This window comes from Prevotella sp. HCN-7019 (assembly GCF_037890215.1).
Lineage (GTDB): Bacteria > Bacteroidota > Bacteroidia > Bacteroidales > Bacteroidaceae > Prevotella.
On record NZ_JBBKBO010000002.1, the window covers coordinates 54,862 to 69,683 of the forward strand.

The window sequence follows — 14,822 nt, forward strand, 5'->3', positions numbered from 1 at the left end:
CCTTAACAGAAGCCTGTATAAAATAAAAGCCTCACCTGGAAACGGTGGGGCTTTTACGTATATCATATAATAAGGTGTGGCTTAATACCATTGCACAGCGTTGCTGTAGCCGCTTCGTTTGTCGTACTTGAGGGCATCGGTAAGCGTCGCGGCGTTGCAGCGGAACGTGAAGTTGTAGCTAGTATAAGGCGCGAGAACGACCGAGCAGCTCATGTTGAAACAGTGGAGGTCGCGCTGGAGCGACGCCGTTGTCATGGATATATCCTTGCGCTCGAAGTCGTAACCGCTGGAGAAACTGATGTTCCATCCGTCGCTGATACGTATGTTACCGCTGCAGTTGAGCGTCTGTGTGAACTTGTACGGATAGCGCATGCTCTTTGTATTGAACTTTCCGGAGGTGTTCTCACTCATTGTTATACCGTAACCGAACGTGAGCGACCACGGCATGGAGAACTTCATGTAACCGTCAGCATCAGTGAGCGCCTTTCCGCCTCCCGACTTCTTCTTGGCTCCGCGCTGGCCTTCTATCATGTCGTCATCCACATTACTTTCAATGCCGGTGTCTATTCCTTCTTCGTCTTCTTTCTTCTCGTCTTCCTCGTCATCGCCTCCGCCGAACCACTTCTTAAGCTTCTCCGGGGTGAGAGTGAACGATATGTTCTGTGATGTTCCGCGGAAACGGCCGAAGCGTCCTTTGCTCCACTCGGTATGGTTTCCTACGTATGGTCTGCCGTTGGCGTCGAGTTCATATGCATATGTAGCGAATACAGCAGTCATGTTGAAGGTATAGTTCTTCCACCATTTAAGCCTTATTCGCATGGTAAGGTCGCTCCACGGCTGTACCTTCGCCGCCATGTTGTAGCGCAGGTTGGCACCGAGTTCGTCGATAATGCTTATCTTCTTCATACCGGTGGAGTCCTTGTCCGACTTTATTTTCATCTCGATGTTGTTTGAAACATCAAACGAGATACTACCGGTCTTTCCCTTTCCAGGCACTCCATAAAGCGCATTGGTGAACGGAGAATACTCAACCAGCGACACATTGCCGTCGGCGTCAGTCTTCTGGTATGTTTCCCAATAACCGTAACGTGAGGCTCCGAAGTCCGGCGCATAGCTGAAACTTACCGACGGAGTGAAGACATGGCGTATGGCCTGTATCTTGTCTCCGAATATCTTGCGGTTCGGAATCCAGAAACCGTAAAGCTTTGTTGACATACCAACACTGAGATTCCAGTTATATACGTTGTAGAATCCGTATGTCGTGTCGGCCACTTCCGTCTGACGTTCTTCGTCCCACGAACGCATCACCTTGTTGGTATACATGCGGTCGGTAAAGCTGAACGACGGCGTGATATTGATATAGTTGAACAGCGTGAAGTTACCATTGATAGGTATGGAATGGTTGAATCCGTTGCGCCAGTCTTTTATAAGGTTCGACTTCATAAGCATGTCTTCCTTCGTGTTGATGGAGTTGGAGAGCTGTCCGGTATAGCTCATCGAAATCTTTTCGTACCAACGTTCCTTGCCCACGGCGTTCTTACGCTTGAACGGATAGAATCGACTTATGGAGATATTGAGGTCGGGCAACGTCATGGCGATGGTTGAATCGACCATGTTCTGCGACAGGTTGGCCGTAGAACTGAGCGAGAGTCCGATGCTTGAGAAAGTGGTACTCCAACTCACAGAAGAGGTTCTGGTCGACTGAGTGAGCGTTTGCGGATTGTAAAGACTGTTGAGATTGTTGCGCTCATAGCTCGATGTGGCGAAGTTGACGCTTGCCGACAGTGTGCTGAAAGGATTTGACTTGGGGTCCTGACGGTGGCTCCACTGTATCTTGAAGCTCTCCTGACGTCCGTAATCGGGCATTCCCTTCTCTCCGGTACGTGTGTCCTGATAGCTGAAAAGGAAACTTCCGCTGTACTTGTAACGCTTGTTGTAGTTGCTGGCTGCCGAAACTCCCCATGAGCCTTTGGTGTAGATCTCACCCAAAAGCTTCAGATCCCACTTGTCGCCCATGGCGAAATAGTATCCTCCGTCACGCAGATAGAAGCCCCGGTCGCTCTCATCACCGTAAGTAGGCATTATGAATCCGCTAGAATAACTTTTGGTGAAAGGAAAGAATCCGTATGGTATGGCGAGCGGAAGTGGAACGTCTGCCACGACAAGATAGGCCGGACCGAACGTCACATCCTTGCCGGGGCGCACCTTGGCACGCGAGAGCGCGATGTAGAAATCGGGATGCGGAGCGTCACACGTGGTGTAACGACCGTGCTGAAGATAGACATCACCGCTGGCAGAGCGCTTTGACAGTTCACTGCGGAGGAATCCGTCCTGCTGCGCAGTATATACGTTGCTTATAAGACCTTTCTTTGTCTTGAAGTTGAAAGCCATCGTATCGCTCTCATACGAATCGGCACCCATTGTGAAGACAGGCGTTCCCGTGAGTTTCAGACCTGTGGTATCAGCTGTATCACGAATACCGGTGGCATGCACAAGACTGCTGTCAAGACTCATGTAAATCTTTTCGCTGGCAAGATCCATGTTCTCGTATTTGACGTTGGAACTGCCATACAGATGCGCTGTTTTGCTGCTCGCGTCATACACGAGCGAATCGTTGGCGCTGTATTGTACAGGCGAATTGATGCCCTCCGACTTCTGTCGGTTGAGCGAATCTAGCCTTATGGAATCGTCAATCGCTTTGTTGTGATGATAGATGGCAAGTTCGAGCGAGTCCATTTTGGTGGTATCAACAACAATGTTGCCCAGCGAATCACCCATGATAGAATCGCTTTGCATCACCGAATCAGTTACCATCTGAGTCTTTTCCTTCTTTTTCTGAAAGAATGGTATATTGGTATCAGCCATCACAAACATGATGGCGAAAAGCAGAAGGGCTATAATTGACTTTGTCCTCATTCAACTTGCAAAGTTACTTAATATATAAAGAACGGGCGAGTGATTTCGTTACTTTAACATTATTCGAACATCTCCACCCAACGACGAAAACGCATCAGACCGGCTTCTCCGTATTTGGAAATACTCTTCTCGGCCTGTTCGATTGTCTTTTCGCGTTCGAGATGCGACTTGGAATAGAATTTATCGGCATAGCATATCACCTGTTCCTCAAGAGTTTCGGGCAGAAAGTCCGAATGCGGAAGCGGCAGATTGCGCCCGCATATATCGTCAAGCGACAGACCGGCACCGGTGTGGCGTTCGCAAACACGTGCATGTCTGGGGAAACCTTCGGCACGGAGCATGGCCGCGCCAAGAATGCCGTGACGTATATAAGGTTCGTCTCCGAAACAGCAGATATCAGGCGCATCACAGCGTATTATGCCTATATCATGCAACATTGCAGCCTCGGCTATGAAGTCACGGTCGAGTTGCAGTTCCGGATGTAAAGAAACAATCTGTAACGCTCGACGCGTTACAGATTGACTATGTGTTATAAGTATATCCCTGAGTTTGCTCTCCTTAGGATAATACTTGTCTATTATGATTTTCCAATCCATGAAATGTCATTTACTCATGAGCACGCTCAACATAGGCAACAACATCGCCCTTGTTGATCTTAGAGCCCTGTTTTGCTCCGATCTCAACGAGTTTTCCACCCATAGCGGCAGGCACTTCAACAAACTCGCCCCACGGAGCCTGGATGTAGCAGAACACATCACCTTCCTTATATTCCTTACCGATGTAAGGCTCTACAGACGGTGCGCACTCGCCTTCTCCGTTGAACTCCCAGAACACCTGGCCTCTTACAGGAGCCACGATAGCGTCGGCCTTTGCATGCTTGAATGCAGAGAGCTGCTCCGGTGTGAGCTGGCTGCCGAGTTTTGCATCCTTTGCCTTCTGCAGATCTGCAAGGAAATTCTTCTTTGCCTGGCCGCTCTTGTAGTTGCGGTACTGCTCCGGATGCATAGCAAGTTCGAACAGTTCCTCGTCGTCCTTACCGTAATCCCATCCGTTCTCGTCCATTTCCTTTCTGAATTCATCAAGATTGTTAGGAATGAGAGTGTGCGGATCGGCATCTGTAAACTCGCGTCCCTGTGCCTTTGCAAGTTCAACCAGTTCCGGATCGATGGTTCCAGGAATCTTTCCACTCTTACCGAGTATCATGCCCCACATAGCATCGTCCATCATGACAAAGCGTCCCTTGCCCTGCTCAAGAGTAAGAAGGTTCATGAGAGCTATGTTCTTCACATACTGAGAGAACGGTGTTACGAGTGGTGGGTAACCCACGCGCGGCCATACATAAGCCACTTCGTCGAACAGTTTCACGAGCATGTCGTCCATAGAAAGTTCTTCTTCGCCTTTCTTCTTACGTATATTGTTGATTGTAGAACGTATACCGCCAAGATCGGCCATCATGCTTCCCATCATACCGCCGGGCAGACCGCATCCGAGCAAAAGTGAAGACATAACCTTGTTCTGTGGGTTGATGAAATAGCCAAGCCACTCATCAATGAACTCCTGAGTGAGCGAACGGGCCTTCATGTAAGCGTTCATATTGATTTCAGGAACATCGAATCCCTCGTTCTTCAACATGCTCTGAACAGAAATGATGTCCGGATGAACCTTACCCCAAGACAGCGGTTCCATCGCTGTATCGATGATGTCGGCACCATTCTTACATACTTCCAGAATAGAAGCCATAGAAAGTCCAGGACCAGAATGGCCGTGATATTCGATGATGATATCAGGATATTTGTCCTTGATAGCCTTTGTCAGCTGACCGAGCATAGCCGGCTGGCCGATTCCTGCCATATCCTTCAGACACAGTTCCTTTGCACCGGCAGCGATCACCTTGTCTGCTATGTCACAGTAATATTCAACGGTATGAACCGGTGAATTGGTGATACAGAGAGTAGCCTGCGGCGTCATGCCTGCCTCTGCAGCCCACTTAATGCTCGGGATAATGTTTCTAACGTCGTTCAGACCGCAGAATATACGGGGAATATCAACACCCTGTGCATGCTTCACCTTGTACATCAGCTGACGTACATCGTCTGGCACTGTGTACATACGGAGTGCGTTAAGACCACGATCAAGCATATGAGTCTTGATGCCTGCTTCGTTGAACGGCTTACAGAAAGCTCTTACGGCATCGTTTGGATTCTCGCCTGCAAGAAGATTAACCTGCTCGAAGGCACCACCGTTTGTCTCGACACGGGCAAAGCATCCCATATCGATGATTACCGGAGCAATGCGCTCCAACTGGTCTTTACGCGGCTGGAATTTTCCTGAAGACTGCCACATGTCCCGATATAAGAGACTGAACTGGATTTTCTTTTTCATATCTTGTATGTTTCTGATTTTTAATTTCGTTCATTCTTTCAAACATGCAAAAATAGACAAAAAATTCCAAATAAGCGAGCATATAGGCTTTTTTTAGTTATTTTGACTACTGCATGATGCGCACAGGCCACATTCCACACATTCCGACTCACGGCATACGCTACGACCGGACATCAGAAGTCAAAGCCCAGATTGATGTAGAAATAAACGCTGCCCGTACGATTCGACCACCCCAAAGAAGCTCCGAGCGGTCCGAACATACTGTCGTAATAATAAGCCATCTGCGTTCCTACCATCAGCGGTTCGCGCAACAGGTCGCCCGCCTTGTGCGACATGCACGCAGCGGCAAACTTGAGCTGAACATAGTTATTGGCTGCGATGCGCTGGTATGCCGCCAACTGCATTGCGACAAACTGATTGTCTATATGCTCAGCATAGCCAACTCCGGCAAACGGCATCTGCTGTTCTACATAACTGCCGAACCTGTCGCCGCCGATGATATTGGCACTGCAAAGCGGAATGGTGCCACCGAATAGCATACGTCCATAGAGCATCGGCTGTAGAGTGAAGCGTCTCGAAAGAGGCAGAGCAGTGCGCCACGAAGCACTTATGATGCTGTATCCGCGGTCGCCGTCGTAGCCTACAAAGTTGTCTGTGTTGTAACTGTAAGACGCATTGAAGCGCGATCCGCGCGTCGGGAAATACCAGTTGTTCTCCGAGTTGTATCTCACTCCTGCGTAATAAGCTATGTAATGGCCACCATCGACGACTGTTTCAAGATTCTCATTCTCTACATTTGAAAGCATGCTGTTGTAAGCATAATAATCCCAACGCACACCTATGTCAAGACTGAAATTGCGTATGTTGAAGTTCAAAGGCGACAGAATAGCCGTGTGCTGGTTGTAAGTCATATTGAAGTCGCGATTGCCTTCATAGTAAAGATTCAAATCATTATGACGGAAAATATATGAAAGTCGCATACGGCCGGCTTTTATCGGGTCGTATATGAAATCGGCGCGGCCCATTATACGCTTGCCAAGACGAAGCGTAAGTTCGGTTGTCAAGGGCGATGCGGCAGGCGTGAAAGAGCCGTTTATCTGCAACGCCACAATCTCTTCGGTGTCAAACCTCACACCCAGTCCGGCCGACAGCATCCCCACACGTTTCTTTCTTGCATCCTCAACCAGCGTGTCGGGCAGCATGGCCTCAGCATGAAGGTGCGGTCTGTCAGGCACAAAAGTGCTGTCAATACCGATTATCCTCTTCAGTTCCATGAGTTTGTCCCACTGCTCCACTGCCGCGTCCTCGCCTCGTTTCATCAGCGTGTCTATGGCCGAAGCAGTAAAACTGGCAGAAGAATAACCCGAAGTGTTGACACAAATGGGCACATCCGTCATGGCCAGATTCTCATCATACTTATTCTTACAGTTGATGTTGACAATCTGCATGAGCACATCCGACGTACTCTTCAGTTCGTAGGCTTCCTTCAAATCTTCCTGAACCGTCACGCCAATCACCACGTCGGCGCCCATCTGCCGTGCTATGTCAACAGGGAAATTGTTGCGCAGTCCGCCATCCACAAGCACCATACTGTCCTTTCTCACCGGCGAGAACACACCCGGTATGGCCATACTCGAACGCATGGCTTCGGAAAGAAAGCCACTGTGCATGACATACTCCGAGTTGTCCACAATATTGGTGGCCACACACGCAAAGGGTATAGGCAGACTGTTGAAGTCAATAGAATCACGATAGCCGGCCGTAAGTCTGTTGAACAGTTTGTCGAGGTTGCGGCCCTCTATCATTCCTCCCGGCTTGTTGGTTATCTTGTTCTTGCTGAGCGTGAGTGTCTTTGTGAGGAAATAAGTATTCTGTCTCTCGCGGTTGTCGAGCAGCGGACTGTGTGCCTCAAGCTTGTCAGTGAGCAGAAACGACCAGTCCTGCACCCTCACCATAGAGTCGAGTCGGTGGGCGTCGTAGCCGATTGCGTAGAGTCCGCCTACAATAGAACCCATCGACGTTCCGGTGATGATGTCGATCGGTATTCCGGCTTTCTCTATCACGCGCAGTGCCCCGATATGCGCCATACCCTTGGCACCGCCTCCCGACAATACCACAGCCACCTTCTTACGGCCTTTGCCGTCGGAAGCGTGCACACTGACCGAAGACAGCAGTGAAGCCACCACCATCAGAACGCCAAGCACTGCAAAAAACCTTTTCCTCATATGTTTAGCTATTGTTATATACCACCGACAGCGTCACCTGCGGTCCGCTATCCGTTCATGTCGTGTGTGATAAAACGCTGTTCGGCCAGTTTCTCATACTTTGTGCCCGGTCTTCCATAGTTAGCATAAGGATATATGCTTATGCCACCGCGCGGAGTGAACAGTCCTGTCACCTCGATATATTTCGGATCCATCAGTTTTATAAGGTCCTTCATGATGATGTTCACACAGTCCTCATGGAAATCACCGTGATTGCGGAAGCTGAAAAGATAGAGCTTCAGGCTCTTGCTCTCCACCATCTTAACATCAGGTATGTAGGCGATGCGTATCTCTGCGAAGTCCGGCTGACCGGTGATGGGACACAGCGACGTGAACTCCGGGCAGTTGAATCTCACCCAATAATCGTTGTCCGGATGTTTGTTTACAAACGTCTCAAGTACTTCCGGCGCATAGTCGTCGGCATATTTTGTCTTCGCTCCGAGGGCCTTCAGTCCCTCGTCCTTTCTGTTTTCACTGTTGTTGCTCATATATTGAATATTTTCCAAACACTGTAATTTATTCCTTCGTCATAAACATCGGTGTGCTCGTGTGCCTTTGTCATACGCACCACACGCACCGTCACCGGCAGCACCAATATCTCGTAAAGCGTCTTCAGCACCACCTGCGAGATGATGAGCGACGGCATTTCCGACAACGGCACCACCCCCGAGAGGGCGAGCGGAAAGAATATCAGCGAGTCGGCAGTCTCACCGAACACCGTGCTGAGCACCGCACGCAGCGAGAAATGACGGCCTCCGTGAGCCACCTTCATGCGGCTCATGACATAGGCATTAATGAACGATCCGACAAGAAAAGCCACGAACGACGCGGCAGCTATGCGCGGTGCAAGACCGAACACGGCATGGAATCCGGCGTCGTTGTCCCAATAAGGCGCGCCGGGAATGGCGTCGGCAAGCGCTCCGAACATCACGAATATGAAGTTCATGGCAAAGCCCAGCCAGATGAGCAGCCGCGCCTTGGCATATCCCCACACCTCGCACACACAGTCGTTGATGATGTACGACACGGGGAATACGAGCAATCCGCCAGTAATGTTTATCGGTCCGAACGATATCTGCTTTGTTTCAAGCACGTTTGCCGTAATAAGGCAAACGCAGAAGAGCATGCTGAAAAGCATGAACAGCACGCTCACAGTCTTCCTGTTTATGTCCATTTCCTTGTTTTTTAAGAGGTTTACCAAGCACTCTGAATACAAATTCGGCGGCAAAGTTACACATTTTTAATTGATTAATAACCGCCGAACGGAATAAAATATATAATTTTGTGCCCCACAAACATAAACCATTTTAATTATATATGATTATGAAGAATTCAATTATCACAGCTGCCCTTGCGTTCTGCTGCATGCCGCTTATGGCACAGACAGGCAACGGCGACACAGCCTATGAGGTTAAAGGCACATGCCCGACAGACATCGCGAAGGTGTATGTCATCGACTTGATGAAGGGCGTGGCAGACAGTACAGAGACAAAGAACGGAACATTCGAGATAAAGGGAAGCAACAAGAAGGACGCTTTCCTCGGCATTGCAGCTAAAGGAAGTTCCAGCTACATCGTATTCATAAACGACGGAACACCGGTAAGCACCGACCTTGCCACCATGACGCTCAAAGGTTCTGAACTGAACAACAAGCTCAACGGCTACGACCGTCAGCTCGATGCAATAAACGGTGAAGTAAGAAAATACATCGAACAGTACAACGAGGCACAGAAGAGCGGCAAATCAGAAGCCGAACTGAAAGCTCTGGCCGAGGAACTGAACAGCAAATACATAGAGCCCATTGCAGCCAAGAGCACAGAGCTCACAAAACAGATTATCCGCGACAACAAAGACAACATCATACCGGCAGCGTTCATCAACAACATCATGTACGACTGTGAACTCGACGAGCTGAAAGAACTGCTCGACCCGAAATATGCCTACACCAGCCACCCGATGGCTGCACGTGCAAAGGCTTACATGGCCGATCTCGAGAAGAAGATGGCCATCATCGGCACTCAGTTCAAGGACCTGGAGATGCAGGGAACCGACGGAAAGATGCACAAGCTCAGCGAATACTGCGGCAAGGGAAACTACGTGCTCATCGACTTCTGGGCAAGCTGGTGCGGACCATGCCGCGCAGAGATGCCTAACGTGAAGGCCAACTACGAGAAGTATCACGCCAAAGGATTCGAAATCGTCGGCCTGTCATTCGACAACAAGGAAGACGCATGGAAGAAAGGCATTGCCGACCTCGGCATGCAGTGGCCGAACCTCTCCGACCTTCAGGGATGGAAATCCATCGCAGCAGCTACTTACAATATCCGCTCCATACCGTCGAGCCTGCTCGTTGATCCGCAGGGCAAGATTGTAGGACTCGACCTCAGAGGCGACCAGCTGGGCAACAAACTGAAAGAAATCTACGGTTTCTAAAACCCGACCATAAACCAAAGGCACACGCCCTACCCGATGCTGTCACGGCATCAGGCAGGGCGTTTTCAGTTACTGTCGGGAGGCCGTCCTGTCTTCTTTCATACATGCCGGCATGCATCCATAAATAAAGCAATACGCCCGTGACCGCAACTATATGGAATGAGAACGTATTTATCACCTCATGACTACTATCGTATAAAATAAAATTCATATATTTGTAATCAGGTTGCTAATAACAAACAAAAACACAACAGACAACATGAGAAAATCCATTATTACCGCTATCCTTGCGATGTTTAGCCTGCCTTTCATGGCGCAGACCACAGGCACAGACACCCAATACGAGATCAAAGGCACATGCCAGCCTACACTCAAGAAGGTTTATCTGCTCGATGCCAACACTGTGAGATTCATTTCCGACGTCATAAAGATTGACAGCGCAGAGACCGTAAACGGCAAGTTCGAGATGAAGGGCAGCTGCAAGAAGGACGCCATACTCGGTATTCTGGGTGAGAATGCACAGATGTGTGTGTTCATAAACGACGGAAAGCCCGTGACGGTCGACCTCAGCACAATGAAGCTGATCGGCTCTGAACTGAACAACCGGGTGAACAGCATAGACCGGCAGATTGACGGTCTGTACGGCGAAATGAACAAATACATGCAACAGTATGCCGAAGCAAGCATGAGCGGAAAGTCGCAGGACGAGCTGAAGGCGCTGGCCGAGAATCTGCAGAAAAACCACATCGATCCCATAAATGCCAAGATGGAGGCTGTGGTGAGGAAGGCTGTAGAGGAAAACCGCGACAACCTCATACCGGCAATATTCGGAGACAACATAGCCGACAAGTACACGACCGACGAGCTGCGCGAACTGCTCAACCCTAAATATGCCTACGCCAGCCACCCGCGACTGGCACGTTCGAGAGCGCGCCTGGCCGAGATTGAGCGCAAAGAGGCCATCATGGGCTCACAGTTCAAGGACGTGGAGATGAAGGGAACCGACGGAAAGATGCACAAGCTGAGCGAATATTGCGGCAAGGGAAACTACGTGCTCATCGACTTCTGGGCAAGCTGGTGCGGACCGTGCCGCGCCGAGATTCCTAACGTGAAGGCCAACTACGAGAAGTATCACGCCAAAGGATTCGAAATCGTCGGCCTCTCATTCGACAACAAGGAGGACGCATGGAAGAAAGGAATAGCCGACCTCGGCATGCCGTGGCCCAACCTCTCCGACCTTCAGGGATGGAAATCCGTCGCAGCAACGACTTACGGAATCCGCGCCATACCGTCGAGCCTGCTCGTAGATCCGCAGGGCAAGATTGTCGCACTCGACCTCAGAGGCGACCAGCTGGGCAGCAAACTGAAGGAGATATACGGTTTCTAAAAACCCGACCATAAACCAAAGCACGCGCCCTGCCCGATGCTGTCACGGCATCAGGCAGGGCGTTTTCAGTAATATTCATAACGCCCCGAAACCACCATCACCTTCATATCACATACAGCACGTCGCCGCTCCGGAACATCATCAGACGGAACAAAACAGGCGGCAACGGCAAATGTATATTTATACACAAACTGTTGTATAAATATACAGTGCGCGGACCGTCAACTCTCTGAGAATCGATTATTTGCAGACAAAAGATCTGTCGCACGCAAATATTCAATTCTCAGAGACATAACATAAACCACTGGTTATCAGCACATTATTTTTTCCTTACAAAAAAGATAATTTTCCGGCTTACGAAAGAGTGCTTTTTGCACCCTGATATGGGCTCTATCATGGCATGATACAGACCATATCGCACCCTGATATAGTCTGTTTCGCACCACAACAAAGCCTGTATTGCACAGCAATGACAGCCACATCGTACTGTCAGCAACCGATTGTCGAGACATGAAACAACAGAAACAGGCATCTGCCGGCAGTAGTAACGAGGGTAGCTGTCATCTATTTTGCGATTTTATTTTGTCAAATTTTTTTACTGAAAAAAGTGTATATTTATACAGAATTGCCTCCTGCGCTCCTTACAGCAGCCATGAATAAGCGTCGCCGCCAGACCATAGCGTTCTGCACATACGGACAAAAAATCCCCGGACGTTGAGTCCGGGGACAGTGTTTAATGTATAACCATTCTAAAATTTGCCAACCGTGAGAAAATAACTCTTAAAAGATTACTCTACAGTGATCTGTCTGCTGACCTTGTGCTCTTCCTTCTTTATCTTGGGAAGTTCTACTGTGAGCACTCCGTCGGCCACTCCGGCCTTGATCTTCTCCTTGTCTACATCGTCCGGAAGAATAAGAGTCTGTTCGAACTTTGAGTAGGCGAACTCGCGGCGCAGATAGTGTGCTTTCTTGTCTTCCTCGCGCTCCTCGCGTTTGTTCTCCATCTTTATGGTGAGGTCACCGTCGTCGTTGATGTGAACCATGAAGTCCTCCTTGCGCATTCCCGGAGCTGCAAGCTCTACTATGTAGCTGTCCTGTGTCTCCTTGACATTGATGGCCGGGGCCGTTGCGTTGGTCTTCGGTGAGTTGACAAACAAGTCGTTGAACACTTCTGGTAACCATGAATTTCTGTAAACTGGCATCATAATTAATACCTCCTGATTATTTTTTAGTTGTTTGTTTTCTTGTTATGCCTTTCTTTAAAGGCTTCACTCTTATATATACAACTAACGTACCAACAGGAGTTTTATGCCATATTGTCGCATGACTGCGCCATTTTGTCACGACCGTATCATCTGTTCCACTTCTCCACAAAGGCTTTCACACGGTCGGTGTACTCCTGCTTGTGGTCGCGGTAGGACACGGCATGTGCGCTGCCGGGAGCTATCCACAGAGCCTTGGGTTGCGGTTTTGCCTCGTAGCAGGGATGAACCATTGCCGTAGGCACAAAGTCGTCCTTGCCTCCATGTATGAAGAACATCGGCTTATGACTTGCCTTCAGCTGCTTCACGGGCGACGCCTCGCCGAAGCTCCAGCCGTACTTCAGCTTGCACAGCACACTTGATACATGAAGCAGAGGAAACTCCGGAAGGTCGAAACGCTTCTTCATCTCGTGTGCGAACTCGTCCCACGCGCTGGTGTAACCGCAGTCCTCCACAAAGCATTTCACGTAGTCGGGCGTCTTCTCTCCGGAGATATTCATCGTAGTGGCAGCTCCCATCGACACTCCGTGCACCACCATGCGCGACTCGCAACCATTCTGGCGGAACATGCGTTCGGCCACATCCATCCAGTGCATCACGTCGAGACGGTCTTTCCAACCCATCTGTATGTCGTCGCCATCGCTCAGCCCGTGACCGTGAAGGTCGGGCAACAGAATGTTGTAGCCCATCACCTTATTATATATATAAGCTATGTGGAGCATGCCGGTGGAACGGTCCTTGTAGCCGTGAACCACAATGGCGGTGCGTCCGCGGGCACTGTCGGAGCGTGCAAAGATGGCGTGCGAGCGCTCGCCGTCGGGCATTACGATGAACGTATCGCGCAGAATGCCGTTACGTTGCAGACTGTCGAGCCAGGGACGTGTCTCCGGATAGTTCTTCATTACATATGCGTAGCTTGTCTTTTTCGACCTGTCTGCGTTGGACAGGGCATAGTCGAGCATGTAGAAGCCCGAACCGATGAGGACTGCCAACAGCGTTACAGCCATTATAGCAGCCGACCATAACATTTTCTTTTTCATATCATCAGTCGTTTGATTGTTTCACTTATGTTGGCACGGGCTGTGTCGGGACGCAGGGCCTCTGCCGTGTCCATCGATGCGGGAGTGACGGCCTCCACACGCGAAAAACCGGCCTCGAGCAGTTCGGGAACATCGGCCACACTGCCGGCGATGAGCCATACGGGAACTCCGGCTGCACGTGCACGCGACAGAACACGGCCGGGCAGTTTGCCCATGAGTGTCTGACGGTCGGCCCGTCCCTCACCTGTTATGACACACGAGGCATCGCCGAGCATGGCGTCGAAGCCGGCCATGTCGAGCAGAAGGTCGGCTCCGCTGTGCACCGTGGCACCAAGATACTGCATGAAGGCATAGCCAAGACCGCCCGCAGCGCCTGCACCGGGTTCGGAGGAACGGTCGTATCCGAAGTGGCGGGCGGAGAAGTCGGCGAAGCGACGGGCACGGTTGTCGAGCATGACTACATCGGCCGGCGACGCTCCTTTCTGAGGACCGTAGACACAGGCTGCGCCATCAGGACCGTAAAGCGGATTGCGCACATCGCTGGCCAGAGTGAACCGGCACAGCCCGAGCACGCCGCGGAGAGCATCGTCCATCGTTCCACCATCGGCAAAGGCATCGGTGAGAGCACGCAGCATGCCTATTCCGGCATCGCTCACGGCGCTGCCACCCAGTCCGATAATGAAGTTGCGGCATCCGCGCCTCACGGCATCGGCCACAAGTTCGCCCACTCCGTAGGAGGTGGCACGCACCGGACTGCGCAGCTCGGGTTCGATAAGCGTGAGTCCGCACGAGGCAGCAGACTCGATGAAAGCCGTACCGTCGGCACTTATTCCGTACTCGGCCTCGACATGACGCATCATGGCGTCGCGCACAAGTAGCTTATGACGGGTGCCGTCCGACAGACTCATGAAAGCGTCGAGCATACCCTCGCCGCCGTCGGACACGGGCAACCGGAACACTTCGGCACCGGGCTCAGCATCATGTATGGCTTTTTCCACAGCCTCCTCGGCACCGGCCGAAGACAGGCATCCCTTGAAAGAGTCGATTGCAAGAATATATTTCATATCGTGATTGTTGTGTCTTTTGAATTAAGGCTAATAAAACAAGCCATTGACAAAGATACGTATTGATTGTGACT

At 50.5% G+C, this 14,822-nt stretch carries 11 protein-coding genes; 2 read left to right on the plus strand and 9 right to left on the minus strand.

Going from position 1 to position 14,822, the window contains the following annotated elements; genetic code table 11:
• Nucleotides 1-81: 81 nt before the first annotated feature.
• From WKT13_RS03330 to WKT13_RS03355, 6 genes are all read right to left on the minus strand, one after another.
• Entirely contained in the window at nt 82-2,916 is a 2,835-nt protein-coding gene (locus WKT13_RS03330; protein WP_340322832.1) for a putative LPS assembly protein LptD, read from the minus strand.
• 59 nt (nt 2,917-2,975) lie between these two features.
• Nucleotides 2,976-3,512 (minus strand): HDIG domain-containing metalloprotein, encoded by a 537-nt coding sequence (locus tag WKT13_RS03335; RefSeq protein ID WP_340322833.1) that lies wholly within the window; start codon nt 3,510-3,512, stop codon nt 2,976-2,978.
• A gap of 10 nt (nt 3,513-3,522) precedes the next feature.
• A complete protein-coding gene (locus tag WKT13_RS03340; RefSeq protein ID WP_298618555.1) occupies nt 3,523-5,298 on the minus strand; it encodes an oxaloacetate decarboxylase in 1,776 nt (591 codons plus the stop codon).
• Nucleotides 5,299-5,471: 173 nt separating this feature from the next.
• Nucleotides 5,472-7,523: a patatin-like phospholipase family protein gene (locus WKT13_RS03345; protein ID WP_340322834.1), complete on the minus strand. Its 2,052-nt coding sequence runs from the start codon at nt 7,521-7,523 to the stop codon at nt 5,472-5,474.
• Nucleotides 7,524-7,570: 47 nt separating this feature from the next.
• Nucleotides 7,571-8,050 carry a preQ(1) synthase gene (gene queF / locus WKT13_RS03350; RefSeq protein WP_340322835.1) on the minus strand — a complete coding sequence of 160 codons (480 nt, stop codon included), beginning with the start codon at nt 8,048-8,050 and terminating at the stop codon, nt 7,571-7,573.
• The gene (locus WKT13_RS03355; RefSeq protein WP_340322836.1) at nt 8,047-8,736 is read right to left on the minus strand and encodes a queuosine precursor transporter; all 690 of its coding nucleotides are present in this window, start codon (nt 8,734-8,736) and stop codon (nt 8,047-8,049) included. The genes queF and WKT13_RS03355 overlap by 4 nt, the downstream gene beginning before the upstream one ends.
• Nucleotides 8,737-8,885: 149 nt before the next feature.
• On the opposite strand from WKT13_RS03355, the gene WKT13_RS03360 reads away from it, so the two are divergent.
• Both WKT13_RS03360 and WKT13_RS03365 read left to right on the plus strand, forming a co-directional pair.
• Complete coding sequence (locus WKT13_RS03360) at nt 8,886-9,995, plus strand: TlpA disulfide reductase family protein (protein WP_340322837.1); 1,110 nt, start codon at nt 8,886-8,888, stop codon at nt 9,993-9,995.
• 259 nt (nt 9,996-10,254) lie between these two features.
• Complete coding sequence (locus tag WKT13_RS03365) at nt 10,255-11,382, plus strand: TlpA disulfide reductase family protein (protein ID WP_340322838.1); 1,128 nt, start codon at nt 10,255-10,257, stop codon at nt 11,380-11,382.
• 788 nt (nt 11,383-12,170) lie between these two features.
• Here the strand turns inward: WKT13_RS03365 and WKT13_RS03370 are convergent.
• The 3 genes from WKT13_RS03370 to WKT13_RS03380 form a co-directional block, all read right to left on the minus strand.
• Nucleotides 12,171-12,587, minus strand: a complete 417-nt coding sequence (locus tag WKT13_RS03370) for an Hsp20/alpha crystallin family protein (RefSeq protein WP_298618565.1) — start codon at nt 12,585-12,587, stop codon at nt 12,171-12,173.
• 146 nt (nt 12,588-12,733) lie between these two features.
• Nucleotides 12,734-13,684, minus strand: a complete 951-nt coding sequence (locus tag WKT13_RS03375) for an alpha/beta hydrolase (protein WP_340322839.1) — start codon at nt 13,682-13,684, stop codon at nt 12,734-12,736.
• Nucleotides 13,681-14,748 carry a glycerate kinase gene (locus WKT13_RS03380; protein WP_340322840.1) on the minus strand — a complete coding sequence of 356 codons (1,068 nt, stop codon included), beginning with the start codon at nt 14,746-14,748 and terminating at the stop codon, nt 13,681-13,683. The genes WKT13_RS03375 and WKT13_RS03380 overlap by 4 nt, the downstream gene beginning before the upstream one ends.
• Nucleotides 14,749-14,822: the final 74 nt, after the last annotated feature.

Coding starts and splice junctions, on each gene's coding strand:
- WKT13_RS03330 (WP_340322832.1), bottom strand. CDS start 2,916: ATGAGGACAAAGTCAATTATAGCCCTTCTGCTTTTCGCCATCATGTTT.
- WKT13_RS03335 (WP_340322833.1), bottom strand. CDS start 3,512: ATGGATTGGAAAATCATAATAGACAAGTATTATCCTAAGGAGAGCAAA.
- WKT13_RS03340 (WP_298618555.1), bottom strand. CDS start 5,298: ATGAAAAAGAAAATCCAGTTCAGTCTCTTATATCGGGACATGTGGCAG.
- WKT13_RS03345 (WP_340322834.1), bottom strand. CDS start 7,523: ATGAGGAAAAGGTTTTTTGCAGTGCTTGGCGTTCTGATGGTGGTGGCT.
- queF (WP_340322835.1), bottom strand. CDS start 8,050: ATGAGCAACAACAGTGAAAACAGAAAGGACGAGGGACTGAAGGCCCTC.
- WKT13_RS03355 (WP_340322836.1), bottom strand. CDS start 8,736: ATGGACATAAACAGGAAGACTGTGAGCGTGCTGTTCATGCTTTTCAGC.
- WKT13_RS03360 (WP_340322837.1), top strand. CDS start 8,886: ATGAAGAATTCAATTATCACAGCTGCCCTTGCGTTCTGCTGCATGCCG.
- WKT13_RS03365 (WP_340322838.1), top strand. CDS start 10,255: ATGAGAAAATCCATTATTACCGCTATCCTTGCGATGTTTAGCCTGCCT.
- WKT13_RS03370 (WP_298618565.1), bottom strand. CDS start 12,587: ATGATGCCAGTTTACAGAAATTCATGGTTACCAGAAGTGTTCAACGAC.
- WKT13_RS03375 (WP_340322839.1), bottom strand. CDS start 13,684: ATGAAAAAGAAAATGTTATGGTCGGCTGCTATAATGGCTGTAACGCTG.
- WKT13_RS03380 (WP_340322840.1), bottom strand. CDS start 14,748: ATGAAATATATTCTTGCAATCGACTCTTTCAAGGGATGCCTGTCTTCG.